The organism is Streptomyces filamentosus, assembly GCF_014654895.1.
Lineage (GTDB): Bacteria > Actinomycetota > Actinomycetes > Streptomycetales > Streptomycetaceae > Streptomyces > Streptomyces filamentosus.
On record NZ_BNBE01000004.1, the window covers coordinates 1,053,886 to 1,078,438 of the forward strand.

The 24,553-nt window shown below is 70.9% G+C and carries 23 protein-coding genes; 22 read left to right on the forward strand and 1 reads right to left on the reverse strand.

What is annotated here, in order from left to right:
• Positions 1-69 precede the first annotated feature (69 nt).
• The 14 genes from IE326_RS38525 (at position 70) to IE326_RS38590 (ending at position 13,092) form a co-directional block, all read left to right on the forward strand.
• Positions 70-1,068 (forward strand): fumarylacetoacetate hydrolase family protein, encoded by a 999-nt coding sequence (locus tag IE326_RS38525; protein ID WP_190044875.1) that lies wholly within the window; start codon positions 70-72, stop codon positions 1,066-1,068.
• Positions 1,047-2,021 (forward strand): cyclase family protein, encoded by a 975-nt coding sequence (locus IE326_RS38530; protein ID WP_190044876.1) that lies wholly within the window; start codon positions 1,047-1,049, stop codon positions 2,019-2,021. Before IE326_RS38525 ends, IE326_RS38530 begins: the two co-directional genes overlap by 22 nt.
• Positions 2,022-2,059: 38 nt before the next feature.
• Complete coding sequence (locus tag IE326_RS38535; protein WP_190044877.1) at positions 2,060-3,190, forward strand: FAD-dependent oxidoreductase; 1,131 nt, start codon at positions 2,060-2,062, stop codon at positions 3,188-3,190.
• Entirely contained in the window at positions 3,187-4,191 is a 1,005-nt protein-coding gene (locus tag IE326_RS38540) for an amidohydrolase family protein (protein WP_190044878.1), read from the forward strand. Before IE326_RS38535 ends, IE326_RS38540 begins: the two co-directional genes overlap by 4 nt.
• Positions 4,192-4,201: 10 nt before the next feature.
• The gene (locus IE326_RS38545; protein WP_190044879.1) at positions 4,202-5,143 is read left to right on the forward strand and encodes a VOC family protein; all 942 of its coding nucleotides are present in this window, start codon (positions 4,202-4,204) and stop codon (positions 5,141-5,143) included.
• Positions 5,144-5,320: 177 nt separating this feature from the next.
• Complete coding sequence (locus IE326_RS38550) at positions 5,321-6,292, forward strand: fumarylacetoacetate hydrolase family protein (RefSeq protein WP_190044880.1); 972 nt, start codon at positions 5,321-5,323, stop codon at positions 6,290-6,292.
• Positions 6,289-7,035, forward strand: coding sequence for an SDR family NAD(P)-dependent oxidoreductase (locus tag IE326_RS38555; RefSeq protein WP_190044881.1), 747 nt, complete (start codon positions 6,289-6,291; stop codon positions 7,033-7,035). Before IE326_RS38550 ends, IE326_RS38555 begins: the two co-directional genes overlap by 4 nt.
• Positions 7,032-7,811, forward strand: a complete 780-nt coding sequence (locus IE326_RS38560) for an SDR family NAD(P)-dependent oxidoreductase (RefSeq protein ID WP_190044882.1) — start codon at positions 7,032-7,034, stop codon at positions 7,809-7,811. The genes IE326_RS38555 and IE326_RS38560 overlap by 4 nt, the downstream gene beginning before the upstream one ends.
• Before the next feature lie 16 nt (positions 7,812-7,827).
• Positions 7,828-8,583, forward strand: coding sequence for a CoA transferase subunit A (locus IE326_RS38565; protein WP_190044883.1), 756 nt, complete (start codon positions 7,828-7,830; stop codon positions 8,581-8,583).
• Entirely contained in the window at positions 8,583-9,233 is a 651-nt protein-coding gene (locus IE326_RS38570; protein WP_190044884.1) for a CoA transferase subunit B, read from the forward strand. Before IE326_RS38565 ends, IE326_RS38570 begins: the two co-directional genes overlap by 1 nt.
• 145 nt (positions 9,234-9,378) lie before the next feature.
• Positions 9,379-10,593: an FAD-dependent monooxygenase gene (locus tag IE326_RS38575; RefSeq protein WP_229915864.1), complete on the forward strand. Its 1,215-nt coding sequence runs from the start codon at positions 9,379-9,381 to the stop codon at positions 10,591-10,593.
• Between the two features lie 22 nt (positions 10,594-10,615).
• Complete coding sequence (locus IE326_RS38580) at positions 10,616-11,653, forward strand: cupin domain-containing protein (protein ID WP_190044885.1); 1,038 nt, start codon at positions 10,616-10,618, stop codon at positions 11,651-11,653.
• 39 nt (positions 11,654-11,692) lie between these two features.
• On the forward strand, positions 11,693-12,556 hold the full coding sequence (locus IE326_RS38585) for a fumarylacetoacetate hydrolase family protein (RefSeq protein ID WP_190044886.1): 864 nt from the start codon (positions 11,693-11,695) through the stop codon (positions 12,554-12,556).
• Positions 12,557-12,642: 86 nt separating this feature from the next.
• Positions 12,643-13,092, forward strand: coding sequence for a MarR family winged helix-turn-helix transcriptional regulator (locus IE326_RS38590; RefSeq protein ID WP_190044887.1), 450 nt, complete (start codon positions 12,643-12,645; stop codon positions 13,090-13,092).
• A gap of 32 nt (positions 13,093-13,124) precedes the next feature.
• Here the strand turns inward: IE326_RS38590 and IE326_RS38595 are convergent, their stop codons facing one another.
• Positions 13,125-14,138 (reverse strand): LacI family DNA-binding transcriptional regulator, encoded by a 1,014-nt coding sequence (locus IE326_RS38595; RefSeq protein WP_229915865.1) that lies wholly within the window; start codon positions 14,136-14,138, stop codon positions 13,125-13,127.
• Positions 14,139-14,330: 192 nt separating this feature from the next.
• Between IE326_RS38595 and rhaI the strand changes: the two genes are divergently transcribed.
• The 8 genes from rhaI to IE326_RS38635 all read left to right on the forward strand — a co-directional run bounded on the left by rhaI (position 14,331) and on the right by IE326_RS38635 (position 24,442).
• Positions 14,331-15,500 (forward strand): L-rhamnose isomerase, encoded by a 1,170-nt coding sequence (rhaI, locus tag IE326_RS38600; RefSeq protein ID WP_190044889.1) that lies wholly within the window; start codon positions 14,331-14,333, stop codon positions 15,498-15,500.
• Between the two features lie 104 nt (positions 15,501-15,604).
• Positions 15,605-17,644 (forward strand): bifunctional aldolase/short-chain dehydrogenase, encoded by a 2,040-nt coding sequence (locus IE326_RS38605; RefSeq protein ID WP_190044890.1) that lies wholly within the window; start codon positions 15,605-15,607, stop codon positions 17,642-17,644.
• A gap of 174 nt (positions 17,645-17,818) precedes the next feature.
• Positions 17,819-19,318, forward strand: coding sequence for a rhamnulokinase (locus tag IE326_RS38610; RefSeq protein ID WP_229915866.1), 1,500 nt, complete (start codon positions 17,819-17,821; stop codon positions 19,316-19,318).
• Positions 19,318-20,073: a (Fe-S)-binding protein gene (locus IE326_RS38615; RefSeq protein ID WP_190044891.1), complete on the forward strand. Its 756-nt coding sequence runs from the start codon at positions 19,318-19,320 to the stop codon at positions 20,071-20,073. The genes IE326_RS38610 and IE326_RS38615 overlap by 1 nt, the downstream gene beginning before the upstream one ends.
• Positions 20,070-21,494 (forward strand): LutB/LldF family L-lactate oxidation iron-sulfur protein, encoded by a 1,425-nt coding sequence (locus IE326_RS38620; protein ID WP_190044892.1) that lies wholly within the window; start codon positions 20,070-20,072, stop codon positions 21,492-21,494. The genes IE326_RS38615 and IE326_RS38620 overlap by 4 nt, the downstream gene beginning before the upstream one ends.
• Positions 21,491-22,129: a LutC/YkgG family protein gene (locus IE326_RS38625; RefSeq protein ID WP_190044893.1), complete on the forward strand. Its 639-nt coding sequence runs from the start codon at positions 21,491-21,493 to the stop codon at positions 22,127-22,129. The genes IE326_RS38620 and IE326_RS38625 overlap by 4 nt, the downstream gene beginning before the upstream one ends.
• Positions 22,130-22,319: 190 nt before the next feature.
• Complete coding sequence (locus tag IE326_RS38630) at positions 22,320-22,604, forward strand: hypothetical protein (protein WP_190044894.1); 285 nt, start codon at positions 22,320-22,322, stop codon at positions 22,602-22,604.
• 323 nt (positions 22,605-22,927) lie between these two features.
• On the forward strand, positions 22,928-24,442 hold the full coding sequence (locus IE326_RS38635; protein ID WP_190044895.1) for a restriction endonuclease: 1,515 nt from the start codon (positions 22,928-22,930) through the stop codon (positions 24,440-24,442).
• Positions 24,443-24,553 lie beyond the last annotated feature (111 nt).

Consider the following 24,553-nt stretch of genomic DNA (forward strand, 5'->3'; position numbering starts at 1 on the left):
CATCCACACAATCTATTTCCCTGATCGCGGGGGGCGGGTCCAGATTAGTCCCATCGCAATCAGGAGGACATGTCGGTGAAACCTCAATCCGCTTCCGCCCCCTTCGCCGGGCCTTTCGCCCTCGGCACTCTCGCGGCCGCTGACGGCCCCGCCTTCCCCGCCCTCGTCGACAGCGAGGAGCAGGTCCTCGACCTGCGGACGGCCCTGGACGACCCCGCTCTGACGATGCGGGACCTGCTGGAGCGGTGGCCGGCCGTTCTGCCCCGGCTGCGCGCCCTCGTCGCCGATCCCGGGGCCGTCCGGCGCCCGCTGGCGGACTTCCGCGTCCTCGCACCGGTCGAGCCCCGGCAGGTCTTCCAGTCGGGCGCCAACTACCGGCAGCACGTCATCGACCTGCACGTCGCGCACCGGGCCCCGGACGACGAGCGTCCCGAGGAGGAGCGGCGCGCCGAAGCGGCCGAGATCATGGACCGGCGGGCCGCCGAGGACCTGCCGTACGTGTTCATCGGCCTGCCGAGCGCGATCACCGGCCCGTACGACGACGTCACGCTTCCGGCGTGGGCGAAGAAGCCGGACTGGGAGCTGGAGCTGGCCGTGGTGATCGGCCGGCCCGCGTACCAGGTGTCCGCCGAGGAGGCGCTGGAGTACGTCGCGGGCTACACGATCGCCAACGACCTGACCGACCGGGCGACGGTGTTCCGCAGGGACATGCCGCAGATCGGAACGGACTGGCTGCGGAGCAAGAACGCCCCCGGGTTCACCCCGCTGGGCCCGTGGATCGTGCCGACCGAGTCCGTCACCGACACCGGAGACCTGCGGCTGACGCTGAAGCTCAACGGCGAGGTCATGCAGGACGAGTCCACCAAGGACATGATCTTCGACGTCGCCCGGATGGTGTCCTACGCCTCCCAGAGCACACAGCTCCTGCCAGGCGACCTCGTGCTCACCGGCTCCCCCGCGGGCAACGGCATGCACTGGGGCCGACTGCTGCGCGACGGCGACGTCATGGACGCCTCCATCACCGGCCTCGGCGCTCAGCGCACCCGATGTCTCGCGGAGGAGTCGTGAACCGCACCGACCCCGAGGGCGCGATCGCGAAGGCCGCCGAGGAGTGCTCCAACTGGGGCCGCTGGGGCGAGGACGACCGCCTGGGTACCGTGAACTTCCTCGACGACGCCAAGCGGCGCGAGGGCGCCGCGCTCGTACGGCGCGGAGTCAGTTTCTCCCTCTCGCAGCGCTTCGACATCAACGGCCCGCAGAAGGGCTGGCGGCGCAGGACCAACCCCGTCCACACCATGCTGGACACCGGCACGGACGCGGCCCTGGGCAACCAGGGGCTCCCCCACGGCATCGGCGGCGCCGACGACGTGATCGCGATGCCGCTCCAGTGCTCCACCCAGTGGGACGGCCTCGGCCACATCTTCGACCACGGCAAGGCATGGAACGGCCGGCCCGCCGAGCAGGTCGTCACCTCCGACGGCGACCAGGTCACCGGCATCGAGCACATGGCCCCGCACATCGCCGGACGCGCCGTGCTCCTCGACGTCGGCCGCACGGTCGGCGAGGACGGCGAGCTGCCCGACGGGTTCGCGATCACCGAGGAGCACCTGACGGCCACCGCCGAAGCGCACGGGGTCACGGTCGGGCGCGGCGACATCGTCCTCGTCCGCACCGGGCAGCTCGCCCGCGTACGGCGGGACGGCTGGGGCGACTACGCCGGCGGCGCCGCCCCCGGCCTGTCGTTCACCACCGCGTCCTGGCTGCACGACAGCGAGATCGCCGCGATCGCCACCGACACCTGGGGCTTCGAGGTACGGCCCAACGAGTTCGACCACGCCTTCCAGCCGCTCCACCAGGTCGTCATCCCGCACATCGGTCTGCTGATCGGCGAGATGTGGGACTTCGAGGCGCTGGCCGAGGACTGCGCGGCCGACGGCGTGTACGCGTTCTGGCTCACCGCCGCGCCCCTGCCCATCACCGGCGCCGTCGGGTCCCCCGTCAACCCCGTCGCCGTCAAGTAATCCCGGGGCCCACAGCCCGAGGAACAAGGGAGTTCCCCATGAGCACACCCCGCAGAGTCCTGGTCATCGGCGGCGGGGCGGCCGGCAACGCCGCCACGATTTTGCTGCGCCGCGCCGGGATCGACGTCGACCTCGTCGAGGCGAAGGACGACTGGAACGCCACCGCCGGCTCCGGCATCACCCTCCAGGGCAACGCGCTGCGCGTCCTGCGCGAACTCGGCGTCTGGGAGGAGGTGAAGGCGGCCGGCTTCCCCTTCGGTTCGGTCGGCATCACCGCCCCCGACGGCACCGTCCTGCACGTCCAGCGTGACCTGCGCACCGGCGGCGACGACCTGCCCGCCACCGTCGGCATGCAGCGCCCCCGGCTCCAGCAGATCCTGATCGACGCCGTCCGCGCCGCCGGCGCGACCGTCCGCCTGGGCACCACCGCCACGATCCTGGACCAGGACGCCACCGGCGTCACGGTCCGCCTGAGCGACGGCCGCGAGCACCGCTACGACCTGGTGATCGCCGCCGACGGACTCGGCTCCGCCACCCGGGCGCAGATCGGGATCGCCGACAAGCCCGAGCCGACCGGCATGGCGATCTGGCGGGTGGCCGCTCCCCGGCCCGCCGGGGTGCAGCACACCGATCTCGCCTACGGCGGGCCGGCGTTCATCGCCGGCTACTGCCCCACCAGCGACACCACGCTGTACGCGTACGTCGTGGAGAAGAACCGCGACCGCGCCTCCATACCGCCCGAGTCGTACGCCGAGGAGATGGTCCGTCTCGCCTCGGCCTACGGCGGCGCGTGGCCGGAGATCACGGCCACCATCACCGACCCGGCGAAGGTCAACTACACGTGGTTCGACCGGCTGCTCGTCGAAGGGGCCTGGCATCGCGGCCGGGTCGTGCTGGTGGGAGACGCCGCGCACTGCTGCCCGCCCACGATGGCGCAGGGAGCGGCGCTGTCCCTGGAGGACTCCTGGGTCCTGGCCCAGATGCTGATCGCCTCGGACACCTGGGACGACGAGCTGCTGCAGGCCTACTACGAGCGCCGGATCGCGCGGGTCCGCCCGGTCGTGGAGGGCTCGGTCCAGATCGGCCGGTGGCAGCTTGACGGCGTCCGCGACGCCGATGTTCCCGGGCTGATGGCCCGCACCATGACCATGCTCAGGGAGCTGCCGTGACCACGCCGACCGTGGACGTCCACGCCCACGTCCTGCTGCCGCAGATCGAGGCGCTCGTCGCGGGCCTTCCCGGGCACGCCGAGGCCAAGGCGCTCGACGCCCGCCGCAACGGGCCCGACGCGCTCGCGGTCAGCGGCCCCATGGTCCGCGACCGCATCCCGGCCCTGACCGACCCCGCCGTCCGGCTCGCCCGGATGGACACCCAGGGCGTCGACGTCCAGCTCGTGAGCCCCTCGCCGTCGCACTACCACTACTGGGCGGACGCGGACACCGCCGAGAAGGTCTACCGCCTGGCCGACGAGGCGACCGCCGCGCACTGCGCGGCCGCGCCCGACCGGCTCCGCGGCCTGGGCCTGGTTCCGCTCCAACACCCCGAACTGGTCGTCCCCGCCCTGGACCACGCCCTGGAACAGGGGCTCGCCGGAGTGGAGATCTCCAGCCACGCCCCCGGCCGGGAGCTGTCCGATCCGGCCTACGAGCCTCTGTGGGCGCGCGCGGAGGAGACCGGGGCGATCGTGTTCCTGCACCCCTTCGGCTGCACCCTCGACGAACGCCTCGACCGCTGGTACCTGTCCAACACCGTGGGACAGCCCACCGAGAACGCCGTCGCCCTTTCGCACCTGATCTTCTCCGGCGTCCTCGACCGGCACCCCGGACTGAAGATCGTCGCCGCCCACGGAGGCGGCTACCTCCCCACCCACATCGGGCGCAGCGACCACGCCTGGCGGGCCCGGACCGACGCGTCGGCCGGCTGCGCCGAGCTGCCCAGCAGTTACCTGCGGCGTCTGTACTTCGACTCGCTCGTCCACGACCCGCGTGTTCTGCGGGCCCTGGTCGAGGCGGCCGGCGCGGACCGGGTGCTGCTCGGCTCGGACTTCCCCTTCGACATGGGGTCCGACGACCCTGTCGGCGCCCTGCGCGCGGCCGGCCTGCCCGAGGCCGACTTCCACGCCGTCCGCGGCGCCAACGCCGCCGCCCTGCTCGCCCTCTCCCCCGCCTGAGGAGACACCCGTGACGAACAACCGCCTACTCACCCACCTGCGGCACGTCGACCTCGCCGTGCCCGACTACGACAAGCAGCTCGACTTCTACGCCGGCGTGTGGGGCCTGACCAAGGTCGCCGAGGACTCCGGCATCTCCTTCCTCGCCGCCGAGGGCAGCCCCGAGCAGTACGTCGTCCGGCTGCGCAAGGCCGACGAGAAGCGCCTCGACCTCGTCTCCTACGGCGCCGCCTCCCCCGCCGACGTGGACACCCTCGCCGAGCAGCTTCTTGCCGGCGGCGTCCAGCTGATCTCGCAGCCGGGCACCGTCGACACCCCCGGCGGCGGCTACGGCTTCCGCTTCTTCGACGTCGACGGCCGCACCATCGAGGTCTCCGCCGACGTCGCCGTCCGCAAGCACCGCAAGATCGAGGAGAAGGAGGCCATCCCGGTCAAGCTCTCCCACGTCGTCCTCAACTCCCCCGACCTGGACCGCACCCGCGCCTGGTACGAGCGGCACCTCGGCTTCCGCCTGTCCGACACGCTCAGCTCGCCCCACATGGGCGAGGTCATGCACTTCATGCGGATCAGCTCCCAGCACCACTCGATGGCGCTGGCGAAGGGTCCGCACACCTCGCTGCACCACATCTCCTTCGAGATGCGCGGCATCGACGAGTACATGCGCGGCTCGGGCCGGGTCCTGCGGGCCGGCCACACGAAGATCTGGGGGCCGGGGCGGCACATGGCCGGTGACAACACCTTCACCTACTTCCTCGACCCGCACGGCAACACCGTCGAGTACACCACCGAGCTGGAGAACCTCGACGAGGACACCTGGCACCCCCACGTCTACGACTTCTCGCAGCCCGAGGTCACCGACCAGTGGGGCACCGCCAACGCGATGAACGAACTCGTCGCCAAGGAGTCGTTCAACGACCCCGACCGCGGCTGCTTCGTCGCCCCGCCGGTCTGACCCCGGCCGTCCGATCCCCGGGAGCGCGGCGGTCCCTGTCCCGCCCTGACTGTCACCGCAGCGTTCCCGGCCCGGTCCGCGGGACCGGGCCGTCCGAAGAAGGCCGGCAACGGGCCTTCTCTCCGTCCCGGACGGCCCGGCCCCGTGCCCCCTGTCTCTCCATCTGGGAGCCGCACCATGCGCTTCGCCGCTTACGAACACCGGCACCGGAACCGTGTCGCCGTCGTCGAGGACGACGGCACACTGTTCCCGCTGCCCGGAGTCACCTCGCTCACGGACCTGATCCGCGACACCGACGGCCTGCCCGGCCTGCTCGCCGCCGGAGCCGCCGCCCTGGACGTACCGCCCGGACCGCACGTCTCCGAGGTCAGGCTCCTCCCTCCGCTCCAGCCCTCCTCAATCCGGGACTTCGTCACCTTCGAGGAGCACGTCGAAGGCGTGCGCCGCTCCGTCAGCGGCGAGTCCGGGGTGCCCGAGCAGTGGTACGAGGCCCCCACCTACTACTTCACCAACCCGCACGCGGTCTTCGGCCCCCACGACGACGTGCCGATCCCGCCCGGCTCTTCCGTGCTGGACTTCGAGCTGGAGGTGGCGGCGGTCATCGGCCGCGAGGGCCGTGACCTCACCCCGGAGCGGGCGCGGGAGCACATCGTCGGTTACACGGTCTTCAACGACTGGTCGGCGCGGGACCTGCAGTCCGCCGAGATGAAGGTCGGCCTCGGCCCGTGCAAGGGCAAGGACACCGCCACGACGCTGGGCCCGTACCTGGTAACCGCGGATGAACTGGAGCCGTACCGCGACGCCGACGGCTTCCTGCGGCTGGCGCTGACGGCCGAGGTCAACGGCGAGCAGGTCGGCAGCGACCTGCTGTCCAACATGAGCTGGACGTTCGAGGAGATGACCGCCTACGCGTCGCGCGGCACCCGGATCGTCGCCGGCGACGTCCTGGGCTCCGGCACGTGCGGCAACGGCGGCTGCCTGGCCGAGCTGTGGGGCCGCAGCGGCGAGCGGGTCCCGCCGCCGCTGGGGCCCGGCGACACCGTCACGCTCACGGTGGAGGCCCTCGGGTCGCTCACCACCCGCGTGGTCCCGGGCACCGAGCCGGTCGCGCTGCCCAAGGGGCGGCGCCGCGACCGGGAGCGGCCGTGAACGGCGGGCGTCTGGCGGGAAAGGTCGTCGTCGTCACGGGCGCCGCCCGCGGTCAGGGCGCCGCCGAGGTGGCAGCCCTGAAGCGCGAGGGTGCCACGGTCATCGCCACGGACGTGAACAGCGGGGAGGGCGTGCGCCGACTCGACGTCACCCTGGCCGACGACTGGGCCGACCTGGCCGGCCACCTCCGGGAGACCTACGGCGCTGTGCACGGGCTGGTCAACAACGCCGGCATCACCTGGCGTGCCCGGCTGGACGAGGTCACCGCCAAGGACATGAGCTGCGTCCACGCCGTCAACGTCAACGGCCCGCTCCTGGGCATCCAGCACCTCGCCCCGCTGATGCCGCCCGGCTCGTCCGTCGTGAACGTCGGCTCGTCCGCTGCGCTGACCGCCCACTACCCGGTGGCGTACACGACGAGCAAGTGGGCCCTGCGCGGCCTGTCGAAGACCGCCGCCCTGGAACTCGGCCCGCGGGGAATCCGGGTGAACACGATCCACCCCGGGTTCATCGAGACGGAGATGACGGCCTCCGCCGCCCCGGCCTTCCGGGAAGCCAACATCCGCGAGACACCCCTCGGCCGTGTGGGCACGGTCGACGAGGTGACCCCGCTGGTGGTCTTCCTCCTGTGCGACGACTCGTCGTTCATCACCGGCGCGGAGATACCGGTCGACGGCGGTCTCACCTCGCACGGCGGGGTGAAGTCGGTCTCCGACGCGCTGCTCGACGGGGCAGGCCGATGAAGCGGCTGGAGGGCAAGGTCGCCCTGATCTCGGGCACCGCCCGCGGTCTTGGGAAGGCCGCAGCGCTCCACTTCGCCGCCGAGGGCGCCCTGGTCGTCGGCGGAGACCTGCTGCACGACGAGGCGGTGGAGACGCAGCGGCAGATCGGCCGTGAGGGCGGCACCGCGCTCACTCCGGGGCCCTTGGACGTCACCCGGCCGGAGTCCGTCGAGACCTGGGTGGCGGAAGCGGCCGAGGCGTTCGGCGGCGTCGACATCGTCCTCACCAACGCCGGCTCGGTGCGGTTCGGATCCCTGGCCGAGCAGCCCTATGCCGACTACATGATCACCGTACGCTCCGAACTGGACTCGGTGTGGCTCACCGCCCGCGCCGCATGGCCCCATCTGACCCGCAGCCGCGGATGCATCGTCACCATCGGCTCGACGGCCGGAATCAGCGCCTCGCTGTCCAACCATCGCACCGCGCACTCCGCCGCAAAGGGAGGGGTGATCGCCCTGACGCGCCAGCTCGCCGCCGAGGGTTCCGCGCACGGCATCCGCGCCAACTGCATCAGCCCGGGCCTGATCGACACCGAGGGCGCACGCGACAACCTTCTCGCAGAGACCCATCCCCTGCGCCACGCCGCCCGGCACATCCCCCTCGGCCGTCTCGGAACCCCTCAGGACATCGCCCGGGTCGCGGCCTTCCTCGCCTCCGAGGAAGCCTCCTACGTCACCGGCGCTCACCTCGTCGCCGACGGCGGCTGGTCCGCCGTGCTGCCGGGCCCCCTCACCTGAAAGGACACCCGGAACCGTGGACAAGGTCATCCATGACCCCTCCCGCGCCGTCGCCGACATCTCCGACGGCGCCTCGCTCGCCGTCGGCGGGTTCGGCCTCAACGGCATCCCCGAGACCCTGATCCGTGCCCTGCACGCCCAGGGAGCCACCGGCCTCCAGGTCGTCTCCAACAACTGCGGCGTCGACGACCGCGGTCTCGGAATCCTACTGGCGGCCGGTCGCATAGGCCGGGTCACCGGCTCGTACGTCGGCGAGAACAAGGAGTTCGCCCGCCAGTACCTCAGCGGAGAGCTGGAGGTCGAGCTCGTCCCGCAGGGCACCCTCGCCGAGCGCCTGCGCGCCGGCGGCTGCGGCATCCCCGCCTTCTACACCCCCGCCGGTGTCGGCACCCAGGTCGCCGACGGCGGCCTGCCCTGGCGGTACGCGGCCGACGGCAGCGTCGCCCTCCCCTCCCCGGCCAAGGAGACTCGCGTCTACGACGGCCGCCCGCACGTCCTGGAGCACGGCATCACCACCGACTTCGCCCTCGTACGGGCCTGGCGCGGCGACCGGCACGGCAATCTCGTCTTCCGCCGCGCCGCCGCCAACTTCAACCCCCTCGCCGCCATGGCCGGCCGCGTCACCATCGCCGAGGTCGAGGAACTCGTCGAACCCGGCGCCCTCGACCCCGGCCAAGTCCACCTCCCCGGCGTCTTCGTCCAGCGCGTCGTACCCCTCACCCCCGCCCAGGCCGCCGACAAGCAGATCGAGAAGAGGACGGTGCGCGCCTGATGGCCTGGAACCGCAACCAGATGGCCGCCCGGGCCGCCGCCGAACTGACCGACGGCTCGTACGTCAACCTCGGCATCGGCTTGCCGACCCTCATCCCCGCGTACGTCCCGGCCGGCGTGCACGTGGTGCTGCACTCCGAGAACGGCATCCTCGGCACCGGCCCCTACCCCACCGAGGACGAGGTCGACCCCGACCTCATCAACGCGGGCAAGGAGACCGTCACCGTCCTGCCCGGCGCGTCGTTCTTCGACTCCGCCCTGTCCTTCGGCATGATCCGCGGCGGTCACATCGACACCGCCGTCCTCGGCGCCATGCAGGTCTCCGCCACCGGTGACCTGGCCAACTGGATGATCCCCGGCAAGATGGTCAAGGGCATGGGCGGCGCCATGGACCTCGTACACGGCGCACGCAGGGTCATCGTCCTGATGGAGCACACCGCCAAGGACGGCACCCCGAAGATCCTCGACGAGTGCACCCTCCCGCTGACCGGCCGGGCCTGCGTCGAGCGGATCATCACCGACCTCGGCGTCCTCGACGTCACCGCCCACGGCCTCGCCCTGGTGGAGACCGCCCCCGGCGTCACCGTCGAGGACATCCATGCCCGCACCGGGGCACCCGTGCACGTCGGCAGCGCCACAGCTGCCTGTTGACCGCTGCCACGCCCCCGCGGGTCCGCGCGCGGACCCGTGTCGAGGGCCTGCTCCTGCCCCGACCGTCCGTACACCAATGATCCCGACGCAGAACCTCTTGCTTCGGGAGGCGGATCGTTCCCGCCCATCAAGGAGGCACCTGCCCATGACGTCCTCGCCCCTGCACATCGCCGTCGTCGGCGGCGGCATCGGCGGCCTGGCCGCCGCCCTCGCCATGGCCCGCTCCGGTCACCGCGTGACCGTGGTGGAGCGCGCCGCCCGGTTCGGCGAGATCGGCGCCGGCCTCCAGCTCGCCCCGAACGCCTCACTGGCACTGGAGGAACTCGGCGTCCTCGACGCCGTGCGGCGCTCCGCCGTCGCCCCGCCCCAGCTCGTCATGATGGACGCCCTCACCGGCAAGCAGATCACCGCCCTCGACCTACGCGGCGACGCCTACCGCAGCCGCTTCAAGCACCCCTACCTCGTCACCCACCGCACCGACCTGCACGGCGCTCTCCTGGCCGCCGGCGAGGAACACCCCTCGATCACCCTGCACACCGGGCGGACCGTCACCGACGCGGTCCAGACGCCGGCCGAGGTGCGCCTGCACTTCGCCGAGACGTCCGAACGCCTCGCGGCGGACGCCGTGGTGGCCGCCGACGGCCTGCACTCACGGCTCCGGCAGATCCTCGTGGACGACGGCGCCCCCGTCTGCTCGAAGTACGTCGCGTACCGCGGCGCCCTGCCCGTCACCAGCATGACGGGTTCGATGGCGCAGCACGCCACGACGGAGTCGGTCATCGTCTGGGCCGGACCGCGCATGCACCTCGTGCAGTACCCGGTGCGGCGCGGCGAGCTCTACAACCAGGTCGCCGTCTTCGAGAGCGACCACTACGACCCCGACTCCGACGACTGGGGCACCGAGGCCGAGCTGGAGGAGCGGTTCGCCGGTTCCTGTGACGCCGTGCGCGACGCCCTGCCCCTGGTCGCCCGGGACCGGCGCTGGCCCCTGTTCGACCGGCTCCCGATCACGGACTGGGTCCACGGCCGCATCGTGCTGCTGGGCGACGCCGCGCACCCGATGCTGCAGTACCTGGCCCAGGGCGCCTGCCAGGCGCTGGAGGACGCGGTGGCCCTCGGCCGCGCTCTGCGCGACCACGACCGCCCGGAGGACGCGTTCGCGTCGTACGCCGCCCTGCGGACCGAGCGGGCCGCGTCGATCCAGACGAACGCGCGCAGGTTCGGCGAGATCTGCCACCTGGACGGCATGGGCGCCTTCCTGCGCAACCAGCTCCTGGCCGACCGCACCCCCGAGGACTTCGACGACATCGCCTGGGTGTGGACCCCCGCCGGCGACCGCCGGCCCGCACCGACCCCGTGAGCAACCCCCGCGAGGAGACACCATGACCGACGACCCCGCCTACAAGGCCCTCGACGAACTCGGCACAGCACCGCTGTGGCGGTTCTACGGAAACCTGTTCCCCGCCCAGCCCCGCAGCAGGGCCGTCCCCTACCGGTGGAGCTGGAAGGAGCTGCGGCCGCACCTGCTGCACTTCTCGCAGACGCTGTCCCTGGAGGAGGCAGAACGCCGGGTCCTCATGCTCGTCAACCCCGGGCTCACCGACCCGCCCGCCACGGTCAACACCCTCTACGCCGGCCTGCAGATCATCCTGCCCGGCGAGACCGCCCAGGCCCACCGGCACACCTCCAACGCCTTCCGCTTCATCCTGGAGGGCGACGGCGCCTGGACCACCGTCAACGGCGAGCGCGTCTTCATGTCCCCCGGCGACCTGCTGCTCACCCCCGGCTGGCACTGGCACGACCACACCCACGAGGGCGACGCGCCGATGATCTGGCTCGACGCCCTGGACTACCCCCTGGTCAACGCGCTGGAAGCGGGCTTCTACGAGAAGTACCCGCAGCGGCTCCAGCCGGTGACCCGCCCCGACGACGCCGGCAGCCGCCAGTTCCTCCACGGCCGCCTGACCCCCGCCTGGATCACGCCCGACGGGCCGAACTCACCCGTCACCCGCTACACCTGGGCCGAGACCAGCCGGGCCCTGGAGGCTGTCGCGGACACCGCCGAAGGCAGCGACGTCGACGGCATCGTCCTGGAGTACACCAACCCCTGGACCGGCGGCCCCGTCATGCCCACCATCGGCTGCCGGATCCAGCGGCTGCGGCCGGGCTTCGAGGGGGCGGGCCGCCGCCACACCGCTTCCACCATCTTCAGCGTGGCCCGCGGCGAGGGCGCCACCATCGTCGACGGCGAGCGCCTGGACTGGGCCGAGAACGACACCTTCGCCGTCCCGGGCTGGGCCTCCTACCGGCACCTGAACACCTCGAAGTCCGCCAACGCGGTCCTGTTCTCGTACAGCGACGAGCCCGTGATGCGCTCCCTGGGCCTCTACCGCAGCGAGACCGCCGACCCCGGCGCCTGATCGCTCCCCCGCTTCTTCCACACCACCAAGGAGGCCACGATGCGCCTGGCCCTGTTCGACAAGGGACGCCTCGGCATAGTCGACGGCGACACCATCACCGACGTGACCGACCAGGTCACCCGCTCCTCCGCCAGCCCGGCCGGCGTGCTCCAGCAGTACATCGAGACGCTGTCCGACGCCTCCGGCCCGGTGCTCGACCCGGCCGTCGGGCGCCGCGTGGCGCTCGCCGACGTGCAGCTCGAGGCCCCGCTGCCCCGCCCGGGCAAGATCATCGGTGCCCCGGTCAACTACCTGGACCACAAGGCCGAGATGGACTACCCCACGTCCATCGCCGACCTGGGCGTCTTCCTGAAGGCCAACTCCTCCGTGATCGGCCCGGACCAGGACGTCGTCCTGCCCTACTCCGACATCCGCACCGACCAGGAAGGCGAACTGGCCGTCGTCATCGGCCGGACCGCGTCGCACGTCAGCGCCGACGAAGCCCTCGACCACGTCTTCGGCTACACCTGCCTGCTGGACATCACCGTGCGTTCCGGCGAGGACCGGTCCACCCGCAAGTCCTTCGACACCTTCACCCCCATCGGCCCCTGGATCGTCACCGCCGACGAGATCGCCGACCCCGACCGGCTGGACCTGCGCTGCGACGTGGCCGGCGAGACCCGGCAGAACACCAACACCGAGTACCTCATCTTCGGCGTGCGCGAACTGGTCGCCTACGCCTCCTCGGTGATGACCCTGTACCCCGGCGACGTGATAGCCACGGGCACCCCTGCGGGAGTGGGCCCCATCAGCGACGGGGACCGCGTCGTCGTCGAGATCGAGAAGATCGGCCGGCTCGAAGTCGGGGTGGACGGATCCCGGGCCACCCCCTACGCGTCCCGCCCCGGGCACCGCCGCAGCTGACCCGACCACCCCGCGCGGGGCGGTGCCGTACCAGAAAGGTCGGTCCGGCACCGCTCCGCGTAAGTTCGTCCCAACAGGAGCCAAGGATGAGCAGGGCCCTCGACCTGGACCGCTACGCCGGTCACCTGATCCGGCGTGCCGAGCAGGTCCACACCTCGCTCTGGAGCAGGTTCGTCTCCGAGACGGTGACCTCGCAGCAGTTCGCCGTGCTCAACGCGGTGCGGGACAGGGAGGGAATCGACCAGAGCACCGTCGCGCAGCTGACATCGCTTGACAGGTCCACGGCTCACCACATCGTGCGTAGGCTGAGCGACCAGAACCACCTCAGCCGCACGCAGGACCCGGCGGACCGACGGCGGACCCTGCTGGCCCTGACGGACGAGGGAAGGCAACTGCATGCCGCCCTCGCTCCGGCCGCGGAAAGGATCAACGGTGAACTGCTCGCCGTCTTTCCGTACGAGGAGCGAGATGAGGTGATGCGCATCCTTTCCCGTCTCGCCCAGCGCGGGCCCGTGCGGACCGGCGGCACCGCATGACGTGCCGGGGAGAGGGCGAGCAGGATCTGAGATCAGGGCTGCGGGGTGCTCGACCTGCGGACGACGAGCTCCGGCTGGAGCACGATGCCGGTGTGCTGATGGCCGCGCTCCGGGTCCGGCGGCTCGATCTCCTGCAGCAGGAGCCCGGCTGCCAGGCGGCCGATCTCCGCGGCCGGATGGCGCACCGAGGTCAGCGGGATGAGGCTTGCCTCCGCGAACTCGATGTCGTCGTAGCCGATGACGGCGAGGTCGTCCGGGACACGTACGCCCGCGTCGAAGGTCGTCTGCATGACGCCGAGGGCCAAGAGGTCGTTCGTGCAGAAAACAGCCGTGGGCCGGGGTGAGAGGCCGAGGAGTCGTGCTCCGGCGTCCCGGCCGGCGCTGACGTCCAGCTTTTCGGCAGGGATGTCGACGATCGTGTCGATGCCCAGCCCCGCCTCCTCCACCGCGCGGGCAAGCCCCTCACGCCGGTCCCGGACTTGCTGCAGATGGCCGGGGCCGTGCACATATGCGATGCGTCGATGGCCGGCGGCAAGCAGATGCCTGCCCGCCAGACTGCCTCCCAGGACGTCGTCAGCGGCCACTGAACAGGCAGTGCGCGTGTCGACCGCTCGGTCGACGACGACGAAGGGGATGTTCGCGCGCCGCAGCGCTTGCCACGGTTCACCGTCAGATGCGACCGGCGCGAACAGGACACCGCGAAGACGCTGCTCGACGAAGAGCGACAGATAGCCCTGCTCGGCCGCGGCGCTCTCGGCACTGTTGCACACCATCACGCCCAGGCCCGCCTCCGCGGCCACCCGTTCAGTTCCTTGAGCGAGGACGGCGAAGAAGGGGTTGCCAGTGTCCATGACCAGCAGCCCCAGCATGCGGCTGTGGCCCGCGCGGAGCTGCCGCGCCGACTCGCTCCGGACGTATCCCAGCAGGTCGATCGCCGCGTGGACACGGGCACGGATCTCGTGGGAGACGCGCTCGGGCCTGTTCAGGACGTTGGAGACCGTCCCCACGGACACGCCCGCCTGGCGTGCCACGTCCTTGATGCCCACCACTGCTGACCATCCGTTCACGTCGAATCCGTATGCCCGACATCCTAGGCCGACATCACACCTCTTGAGTGAATCCTTTCACATCGGATTACTCACAGCTCCTTGACCATTCATCGGTTCCGTGTTTCGGTATGGATGAAACGATTCACATCGCCGTCGCGTATCGCGCGGCCCTGGTTCCGAGGTTGCCCAATGACTGTCGTACGGGACGCCGCGAAGGCCGCGCTCAAGGCCCAGCGGATCGAGACCCCCTCCTGGGGCTACGGGAACTCCGGCACCCGCTTCAAGGTGTTCGCGCAGCCCGGGGTTCCGAGGACGCCGTGGGAGAAGCTCGATGACGCATCGAAGGTTCACGAGTTCACCGGTGTCGCTCCGGAGGTGTCGCTGCACATCCCGTGGGACCGGGTCGACGACTACGCCGCCCTCGCCGCGTACGCGAAGGAGCGCGGCCTGGAACTGGGCGCGATCAACTCCAACACCTTCCAGGACGACGACTACCGGCTCGGCAGCGTCTGCCACCCCGACCCGAAGGTCCGCCGCAAGGCCGTCGACCACCTCCTCGACTGCGTCGACATCATGGACGCGACCGGGTCGAAGGACCTGAAGCTGTGGTTCGCGGACGGCACCAACTACCCGGGCCAGGACGACATCGCCGCCCGCCAGGACCGGCTCGCCGAGTCCCTCGCCGAGGTGTACGCGCGGCTCGGCGACGACCAGCGGATCCTCCTGGAGTACAAGCTCTTCGAGCCCGCCTTCTACGCCACGGACGTGCCGGACTGGGGCACCTCGTACGCCCACTGCCTCAGGCTCGGGCCGAAGGCGCGGGTCGTCGTGGACACCGGGCACCACGCGCCGGGCACCAACATCGAGTTCATCGTCGCCTTCCTGCTCCGCGAGGGGAGGCTCGGCGGCTTCGACTTCAACTCCCGCTTCTACGCCGACGACGACCTGATGGTCGGCTCCGCCGACCCCTTCCAGCTGTTCCGGATCATGCACGAGGTCGCCAAGAACGGTGGGCTGCGGACCGAGACGAACGTGGCCTTCATGCTCGATCAGTGCCACAACATCGAGGCGAAGATCCCGGCCGTCATCCGCTCCGTGATGAACGTCCAGGAAGCCACTGCCAAGGCCCTCCTCGTCGACCGCGACGCTCTCACCGCCGCCCAGGCCGCCGGTGACGTCCTCGCCGCCAACGCGGTGCTCATGGACGCGTACAACACGGACGTCCGCCCTCTGCTGCGGGAAGTCCGCGAGGAGCAAGGCCTGAACCCCGACCCCGTTGCCGCGTACGCGGCGTCCGGGTGGCAGGAGCGGATCGCCGCCGAGCGCGTCGGCGGCGAGCAGGCCGGCTGGGGCGCCTGAGCGCTCCGCTCCTCCCGCAGGCCCGCCGATCTGAACGGCTCTCGCGCCGAGCAGGCGCCCTCATCTCCTCCTCCGCACGCTTCACACTGAAGGACCGATCTCCCATGGCCACGCATCCCGAAGTCGCAGCCCTCCTCGGTCGCGCACACCGGCTGGGCTCCGACCCCCGCAACACCAATTACGCCGGCGGCAACGCCTCCGCCAAGGGCACCGTCACCGACCCGGTCACCGGCTCCGACACGGAGCTGATGTGGGTGAAGGGCTCCGGGGGCGACCTCGGCACCCTCACCGGGGACGGCCTCGCCATCCTCCGCCTCGACCGGCTGCGGGCCCTGAAGGACGTGTACCCGGGGGTGGAGCGCGAGGACGAGATGGTCGCCGCGTTCGACTACTGCCTTCACGGCAAGGGCGGGGCCGCTCCGTCCATCGACACCGCCATGCACGGCCTGGTGGACGCCGCGCACGTGGACCACCTGCACCCGGACTCGGGTATCGCGCTGGCCTGCGCCGCCGACGGGGAGAAGCTGACGGCGGAGTGCTACGGCGGGAAGGTGGCCTGGGTGCCGTGGCGGCGGCCCGGCTTCCAGCTCGGCCTGGACATCGCGGCGATCAAGGAGGCCCACCCCGAGGCCGTCGGCGTGGTGCTCGGCGGGCACGGCATCACCGCCTGGGGTGCCACCTCCAAGGAGTGCGAGACCAACGCGCTGTGGATGATCCGCACGGCGGAGGCGTTCCTCACCGAGCGGGGCAAGGAGCAGCCGTTCGGCGCCCCGCTGGACGGCTATGCGGCGCTGGACGAGGCTGAACGCCGGGAGCGGGCCGCCGCGCTCGCCCCGGTGATCCGCGCCCTGGCCTCCCAGGACCGTCCCCAGGTCGGGCACTTCACCGACTCCGAGACCGTCCTGGACTTCCTCGCCCACGACCAGCATCCACGTCTGGCGGCCCTGGGCACCTCCTGCCCCGACCACTTCCTGCGCACCAAGGTCCGCCCCCTCCTCCTCGACCTGCCGCCGACCGCACCCCTGGACGAGGCCGTGACCCGGCTCAAGACACTGCACGTCGAGTACCGGCAGGAGTACGCCGCCTACTACGCCCGCCACGCCACCGCCGACTCCCCCGCCCTGCGCGGCGCGGACCCGGCGATCGTCCTCATCCCCGGCGTCGGCATGTTCTCCTTCGGCAAGGACAAGCAGACCGCGCGGGTCGCGGGCGAGTTCTACGTCAACGCGATCAACGTCATGCGCGGCGCCGAGGCGGTCTCCTCCTACGCCCCCATCGAGGAGGCGGAGAAGTTCCGCATCGAGTACTGGGAGCTGGAAGAGGCCAAGCTGCGGCGCATGCCGAAGCCGAAGCCCCTCGCCACACGCGTGGCGCTGGTGACGGGCGCGGGCTCGGGCATCGGCAAGGCCATCGCGCAGCGGCTGGTCGCCGAGGGCGCCTGCGTTGTCGTCGCGGACCTGAACGGTGACAACGCCGCCTCGGTCGCCGAGGAGCTGGGCGGGCCGGACAAGGCGGTGGCGGTCACGGTGGACGTGACCTCCGAGGAGCAGATCAGCGCCGCGTTCCGCGAGGCGGTCCTCGCCTTCGGCGGCGTCGACCTCGTCGTCAACAACGCCGGCATCTCGATCTCCAAGCCCCTGCTGGAAACGACCGCCAAAGACTGGGACCTCCAGCACGCCATCATGGCCCGCGGCTCCTTCCTCGTCTCCCGCGAGGCCGCGAGCGTCATGATCGAACAGGGCCTCGGTGGCGACATCGTCTACATCGCCTCCAAGAACGCCGTCTTCGCAGGGCCGAACAACATCGCCTACTCCGCCACCAAGGCCGACCAGGCCCACCAGGTCCGCCTCCTCGCCGCCGAACTCGGCGAGCACGGCATCCGCGTCAACGGCGTCAACCCCGACGGCGTGGTGCGCGGCTCCGGGATCTTCGCCGCCGGCTGGGGCGCCCAGCGCGCCGCCACCTACGGCATCGAGGAGGAGGAGCTCGGCGCGTTCTACGCCCAGCGGACCCTCCTCAGGCGCGAGGTCCTCCCCGAGCACGTCGCGAACGCGGTCTTCGCCCTCACCGGCGGCGACCTCACCCACACCACCGGCCTGCACGTCCCGGTCGACGCCGGCGTCGCCGCCGCCTTCCTGCGCTGAAGGCCTCTCGACTGCGCCTGGGGGAAGTGACTGACGCACCTGCCCCAGGCGCACCCGCGGACCGGCGGCACGAAGCCGTACGGGAACCGGCCCTGACACCGTGCCCCCGGCGCCGTCGGTCCGCCCTTTCCCTGTCCTTCCCTGACGCCCCATCCGTCGCACAGAGGTATCCACGTGACCACCACTCCCCCGTCCTCCGCCTTCGCGTCCGCGTTCGCCGCGGTCGATCTCGGCGCTACCAGCGGACGGGTGATCGTCGGCCGCGTGGGCCCGGACAACCTCGACCTCACCGAGGTCCACCGCTTCCCCAACACACCCGTGCGGCTGCCGGACGGCCTGCGCTGGGACGTCCTTTCCCTCTTCCAGGGCACCCTCGACGGACTGCGTGAAGCCGCCCGCTCCGGCGGCGTCGCCTCCGTCGGCGTCGACACCTGGGCAGTGGACTACGGCCTCCTCGACGCGGACGGGGCCCTGCTCGGCCATCCGTTCCACTACCGCGACGGCCGGACCGACGGCGCCGCCGCCCGTGTCTGGGCCGAAGTCGGCGCCAAGGAGCTGTACGGCGTCACCGGCCTGCAGCATCTGCCGTTCAACACGGTCTTCCAGATCGCCGCGGGCGCGGACACCGCCCAGCACGATGCCGCCCGCACCCTGCTCCTCGTCCCGGACCTGCTGATCCACTGGCTGACCGGCTCGATCGGAGCCGAGGAGACCAACGCCTCCACCACCGGCCTCTTCGACGCCCGCACCGGTACCTGGTCCAAGGACCTTCTGAGCCGGCTCTCTCTCGACCCTGGTCTTTTCCCGCCGCTTCGCGCCCCCGGCGACCCGGCCGGCACTCTGCTCCCGCACGTCGCCGCGTACACCGGTCTCGACCCGCGCACCCCGGTGACGACGGTCGCCTCACACGACACCGCCTCCGCCGTCGTCGCTGTACCCGCGACCGAGCCGGGCTTCGCCTACATCTCCTGCGGAACCTGGTCGCTGGCTGGGCTCGAACTGGACGCGCCGGTGCTGAGTGAGGAATCCCGGGCGGCGAACTTCACCAACGAGCGCGGCATCGACGGCACGATCCGCTACCTGCGCAACATCATGGGCATGTGGCTCCTGGAGGAGTGCCGGCGCACCTGGGAGAAGGAGAACCTCCCCACGCACATACCCACGCTCCTCGCCGACGCGGCCCGCGCCGAGCCCTTCGCCTCGATCGTCGACCCGGACGCACCGGAGTTCCTCGCTCCCGGCGACATGCCGGCCCGCATCCGGGACTACTGCGCCCGTACCGGGCAGCGTGTTCCCGGCAGCCAGGGCGCGGTGGTGCGCTGCATCCTGGAAAGCCTGGCGCTCGCCCACCGCCGAGCCCTGCGGCAGGCCGCCGAGCTCGCCGGCCGCGACATCACCCGCGTCCACCTCGTCGGCGGCGGTTCACGCAACGACCTGCTCTGCCAGCTCACCGCAGACGCCACCGGCCTGCCCGTCGTCGCCGGCCCCACCGAGGCCACCGCACTGGGCAACATCCTGGTCCAGGCCCGCGCCGCCGGCCTGGTCGGAGACCTCGCCGACATGCGCCGCCTGATCGCCTCCACCCAGCACCTGCGGCACTACACCCCGCGGGGTGACAGCTCCACCTGGCACGCGGCCGCCGCCCGGCTCGACTCTGCCCCGAGGAACCCCTGATGCGTGTCGCTCTCTTCGCCACCTGCGTCAACGACGCGCTCTACCCCTCGACGGCCGTCGCGACCGTCCGGCTCCTCGAACGCCTCGGCGTGGACATCGACTTCCCCGCCGGGCAGACCTGCTGCGGTCAGCCGCAGTACAACACCGGCTACCGGCGGGAGACCGAACCGCTGGTCCGCCGCATGGCCCGGACCTTCGAGGGCTACGACTACGTCGTCACCCCGTCCGGCTCCTGCGTCGCCATGATCCGCGACAACTACCCGCGGATCGGCGGCAAGGCCCGGGCCGAAGGACGCGGAGACACCCTCGCGCAGGCCTCGGACTCCCTGGTTCCCCGGACCTACGAACTGACGGAGTTCCTCGTCGACGTGCTTGACGTGACAGACGTCGGGGCGTATTTCCCGCACAAGGTCACGTACCACCCGTCCTGCCACGGCCTGCGGATGCTCGGCCTGGGCGAGCGCCCCCGTCGGCTGCTGGAGGCGGTGAAGGGCCTGGAACTGGTCGAGCTGCCGGGGGCCGAAGAGTGCTGCGGCTTCGGCGGCACCTTCGCCGTGAAAAACCCCGACGTATCGACCGCCATGGGCGCCGACAAGATTCACAACTCCCTGTCCACCGGCGCCGAGGTCCTGTGCGGCGCCGACAACTCCTGCCTGATGCACCTCGGCGGCATGCTGCGCCGCCAGGACGCCCCGCAGCGAGCCCTGCACCTCGCGGAGATCCTCGCGAGCACGGAAGAGGAGCCCTTCGCATGAGCGGGACCTTCATCGGCATGCCGGCCTTCCCGAAGGCCGCACACGAGGCCGTACGCGATGCCACCCTGCGCGCGAACCTGCGCCACGCCACCCACACCATCCGCGACAAGCGGGCGGTCGCCGTGGCGGAGCTGGCCGACTGGGCAGAGCTCCGCGAAGCGGGCAAGCAGATCAAGACCGAGACCCTGCGCAACCTGGACACCTACCTCGTGCAGCTGGAGGAGGCGGTGACGGCGGCGGGCGGCACCGTGCACTGGGCGGCGGACGCCGCGGAGGCGAACCGGATCGTCACGGAGCTGGTGAAGGCGACCGGCGAGAGCGAGGTCGTCAAGGTCAAGTCGATGGCCACGCAGGAGATCGGGCTCAACGAGGCCCTGGAGGCCGAGGGGATCCGCGCCTACGAGACCGACCTGGCCGAGCTGATCGTGCAGCTCGGCGAGGACCGGCCCTCGCACATCCTGGTCCCGGCGATCCACCGCAACCGGGGCGAGATCCGTGACATCTTCCGCGACACGATGGGGCGTTGGGGGCGTCCCGCGCCGGAGGGGCTCTCCGACTCCCCCGCCGAGCTGGCGGAGGCGGCCCGGCTGCACCTGCGGGAGAAGTTCCTGCGGGCCAAGGTCGGGATCTCCGGAGCGAACTTCATGGTCGCCGAGACCGGCACCCTCGTGGTGGTGGAGTCGGAGGGCAACGGCCGCATGTGCCTCACCCTCCCCGAGACGCTGATCTCGGTCGTCGGCATCGAGAAGGTCGTCCCCACCTGGCGGGACCTGGAGGTCTTCCTCCAGACCCTCCCCCGCTCCTCCACCGCCGAACGCATGAACCCGTACACCAGCACGTGGACGGGGACGACGGACGGCGACGGCCCGAGCGCCTTCCACCTGGTCCTCCTCGACAACGGCCGCACCGACGCCCTCGCCGACGAGGTCGGCCGCCAGGCGCTACGCTGCATCCGCTGCTCCGCCTGCCTCAACGTCTGCCCGGTGTACGAGCGGGCCGGCGGCCACGCCTACGGCTCCGTCTACCCCGGCCCGATCGGCGCGATCCTCACCCCGCAACTGCGCGGCACGACGAGCGAGGTCGACGCCTCGCTGCCGTACGCCTCCTCGCTGTGCGGGGCCTGCTACGACGTCTGCCCGGTCGCCATCGACATCCCCGAAGTCCTCGTCCACCTGCGGGAGAAGGTCGCCGAGGAAGGCGGGAAGGGGCACCGTCTGGAGAAGGCCGCGATCAAGGCATCCACATGGGTCCTGGACCACCCCGGTGTGCTCAGCGCCGGGGAACGCATCGCGTCCGCCACCCGCAAGCTGCACCCGAGGAAGCTGCCCGGACCCGGCGCACGCCAGTGGACCGAGAGCCGCGACCTGCCCGACATGCCCGCCGAACCGTTCCGCGACTGGTGGAAGAAGAACCGCACGTGAAGCAGAACTCCCGCGCACGCGTCCTAGGGCGCATCCGTCAGGCGCTCCTCGACGCCCCGCCCTCCCCGGAACCGGCACGCGACTACCTCACCGCCCACACCCCCGACGATAAGGCCGTGATACTGGACCTCCTTCACGAGAACCTCGCCGACTACCGCGCGAACGTGCACCGGACCACGGAGACCGACCTTCCCGCTCTAGTGGCAGAACTCCTCGACCGGCACGGCGCCCAGACCATCGCGGTGCCCCCCGGCCTGCCCGTCGCTTGGCTGTCCGAAACGACGGCCCAGCAGCACCACGACACGGATTCCCTCCTCACACCGCACGAGCTGGACACCACGCACGCCGTAATCACCAGCTGCGCTCTCGCCATCGCCGAAACCGGCACGATCGTCCTGGACAGCGGCCCCGGCCAAGGCCGCCGCGCCCTCACCCTCGTCCCCGACCTGCACATCTGCGTCGTGCGCGCCAAGGACCAGGTCGTCGGCTCCGTCCCCCAAGCCCTGCCGCGCCTCGACCCGACCCGCCCTCAGACCTGGATCTCCGGCCCCTCCGCAACGAGCGACATCGAACTCGACCGCGTCGAAGGCGTGCACGGACCAAGGCGACTTGATGTTGTGATCGTCACGCGCTGACGAGGCGACGGAACCTTGGCGCGGGGCGTCCGCAGCCTGCTCCCAGCGGGCCGCCAGACTGAGGAGCGGATGGTCAGGCGTAGGGGTTGCGGACAAGGTAGCCGTCGACCCGGCTGATGCAGTCCGAACCGAGGGCGCAGGAGAGTACGAGGCCGAGGTTGTTGGCACGGACCTCGCTGATCCACTGGTCATGCTGGTACTCGTGGTTGATGAGCGCGAGAAGCAGGTGGTTGGCGACGATGGTGAGCTGGGCGAGAGCGCCGACCCGATCCTCAGCGATGCTCCCGGTACGGGTGTGGATGCGTTCGGTGATGGTGTCGCGGAAGGCGGTAAGCCGTTCGACGGTCAGCAGGACGCCGCTGAACTTCTCCGGGTTGGCCGGCCCAGACCATCACCGTGCTCGCCGACACGCTCGCCCGTACCCCCGACGGCCTCGACCTCTTCGACGCCGCTCCGTTCGGCAGCGCGGGCGTGACCACCTATAACGCTGTCCGCAAGGCCGGTGTCAGTCCCAGCGGACGCATTGCCGTCTTCGGGATCGGCGGTTTGGGCCACCTCCCCCTTCAGTTCTCGGCCAAACTCGGGTACGAGACCACCGCCATCGCAAGCTTCGGCGACCGCCCCCGTGCTCAGGGGGTGAGTACGAGACGTCCGCCACTCCCCCAGCGCGGTCACGGGATCCACTGCGCGGGAAAACGGCCATGCCGCGCGCGAGTCAGGCCATGGATCCGGTGTTGGGATTGCCGGGCTTCGCTTAGGGGCAGTTCTTGTGCTTTGACGCGGAGTGGGGGCCGGTGAATGGCGCGCAGGAAGTCGTTGGCAGCGCAGTTGTTGCAGGTGTACCAGGAGCGCCAGAAGGCGAAGGCCGCTGCGGCCAAGCGGGCGGAGGCAGAGCGGGCGCGTCAGGCCCGGGAGGCGGAGCGTATCGCGGCCGCGCGGGCCAGGGAGGATGCCCGCAGGGAGCGTGAGGCTGCGCAGGCGTGGTCGCACACTCAGAAGGAGAAACAGGCGCGGCAGAGTGCCGACGCACGCAGGGCTGAGCAGATCGTGCGGGACCTTGAGAAGCGGAATGCGGCGCGGGCAAAGGAGCTGGAACAGAAGCAACGTGCCGAGGCCCGCGAGAAGGCTGCGGCCGAGCGGCTCGCGAAGCAGGAGGCCGTCGAGGCCATGCGGCGAGAGGCCTCCGAGCGTACGGCCGAGGTGGAGGAGCGACTGAGAATTCTTTCCTCGGTTCTGCATTCACGTCCTGGAGGGCTGCACCAGCTGCGCCTGAAGGCGGAGCAGGTTTTCGGCGAGGGAGATCTCAAGGGATTCACGGTCGGTGTGGAGGAGGCGCTCGGCTCCGTCGGCTATCCGCAGGGGCTCGGCGGGACGCGGCGGGTGGCGTTCGCTCCGGAGTCGCGGGAGCTGGTGGTGGAGGTAGAGCTGCCGGGTCAGGCGGTGGTGCCTTCGGTTGCGCAGTACCGGTTCAAGGCTTCTACTCCCCCGGCGGTGGTTCCGCAGCCGCGCAAGGAGGCGGAGACGAAGGCTCTGTACCGGGACCTGGTGGCGCGGCTCGCATTGCGGGCCATCGATGAGGCTTTCGCTGTGACTCCGCCGGCGCTGGTGGACCAGATCGCGTTCAACGGCAAGGTGCGGGCCAAGGACCGGGCCACGGGGAAGACGATCGAACCGTGCCTGGTCAGTGTGCGTGTCAGCCGGGAAGGGTTCGCGGACCTGGTCCTAGACGAGCCCGAGCTCGATCCGGTCGCCAGTCTGCATCATCTCAACGCGATCATCTCCCAGCACCCCTACGACCTGGAGCCGGTGCGGCCTGTCGTCTCATTCGACCTGTCCCGATACAAGATCGCCCCGGAGCGGGATGTCGTCGCCGGCCTGGACAGCAGGCCTGACCTGGTCGCGATGGACCCGACCGACTTCGAGCACCTGATACGGAGACTGTTCGAGAGAATCGGGCTGAAGTCGTGGGTGACCCAGGCATCGCGGGACGACGGCATCGACGCCGTCGCGGTCAACGAGGAACCGCTGATTGGCGGGCTATGCATCATCCAGGCCAAGCGCACCAAGAACGTCGTGTCCGCCGAGACAGTACGGGCAGTCGCGGGACTCGTCGTCGACAAGGGCGCATCGAAGGGCATCGTGGTCACCACCGCATGGTTCGGCAAGGCCAGCTGGGACTTCGCACCACGCAACCGGGTCGAACTCATCGACGGCCGTCACCTCAAGGCACTGCTCCTGGAACACCTCGGCATCGACGCCCTCATCGGACTGCCCAAGCTGCCGCCCAACTGGCAGGCACGAGACCTGAGCTGACGCCCTCAGGGACGGCTGGGGGCGACGGCACATCGATCACTTCACTGGACCTGGTAACGGCCCTTCACGGGTTGTTTTGAGGACGACTACACCGCGGGAATCTTCCCTGCG

Bases quoted from the DNA above. Each gene is read 5' to 3' on its own strand.
- IE326_RS38580 (WP_190044885.1), top strand. From the start codon at position 10,616: ATGACCGACGACCCCGCCTACAAGGCCCTCGACGAACTCGGCACAGCA.
- IE326_RS38590 (WP_190044887.1), top strand. From the start codon at position 12,643: ATGAGCAGGGCCCTCGACCTGGACCGCTACGCCGGTCACCTGATCCGG.
- IE326_RS38615 (WP_190044891.1), top strand. From the start codon at position 19,318: ATGCGTGTCGCTCTCTTCGCCACCTGCGTCAACGACGCGCTCTACCCC.
- IE326_RS38575 (WP_229915864.1), top strand. From the start codon at position 9,379: ATGACGTCCTCGCCCCTGCACATCGCCGTCGTCGGCGGCGGCATCGGC.
- IE326_RS38585 (WP_190044886.1), top strand. From the start codon at position 11,693: ATGCGCCTGGCCCTGTTCGACAAGGGACGCCTCGGCATAGTCGACGGC.
- IE326_RS38560 (WP_190044882.1), top strand. From the start codon at position 7,032: ATGAAGCGGCTGGAGGGCAAGGTCGCCCTGATCTCGGGCACCGCCCGC.
- IE326_RS38620 (WP_190044892.1), top strand. From the start codon at position 20,070: ATGAGCGGGACCTTCATCGGCATGCCGGCCTTCCCGAAGGCCGCACAC.
- IE326_RS38570 (WP_190044884.1), top strand. From the start codon at position 8,583: ATGGCCTGGAACCGCAACCAGATGGCCGCCCGGGCCGCCGCCGAACTG.
- rhaI (WP_190044889.1), top strand. From the start codon at position 14,331: ATGACTGTCGTACGGGACGCCGCGAAGGCCGCGCTCAAGGCCCAGCGG.
- IE326_RS38530 (WP_190044876.1), top strand. From the start codon at position 1,047: ATGTCTCGCGGAGGAGTCGTGAACCGCACCGACCCCGAGGGCGCGATC.
- IE326_RS38605 (WP_190044890.1), top strand. From the start codon at position 15,605: ATGGCCACGCATCCCGAAGTCGCAGCCCTCCTCGGTCGCGCACACCGG.
- IE326_RS38535 (WP_190044877.1), top strand. From the start codon at position 2,060: ATGAGCACACCCCGCAGAGTCCTGGTCATCGGCGGCGGGGCGGCCGGC.
- IE326_RS38525 (WP_190044875.1), top strand. From the start codon at position 70: ATGTCGGTGAAACCTCAATCCGCTTCCGCCCCCTTCGCCGGGCCTTTC.
- IE326_RS38635 (WP_190044895.1), top strand. From the start codon at position 22,928: ATGGCGCGCAGGAAGTCGTTGGCAGCGCAGTTGTTGCAGGTGTACCAG.
- IE326_RS38630 (WP_190044894.1), top strand. From the start codon at position 22,320: ATGCTGGTACTCGTGGTTGATGAGCGCGAGAAGCAGGTGGTTGGCGAC.
- IE326_RS38550 (WP_190044880.1), top strand. From the start codon at position 5,321: ATGCGCTTCGCCGCTTACGAACACCGGCACCGGAACCGTGTCGCCGTC.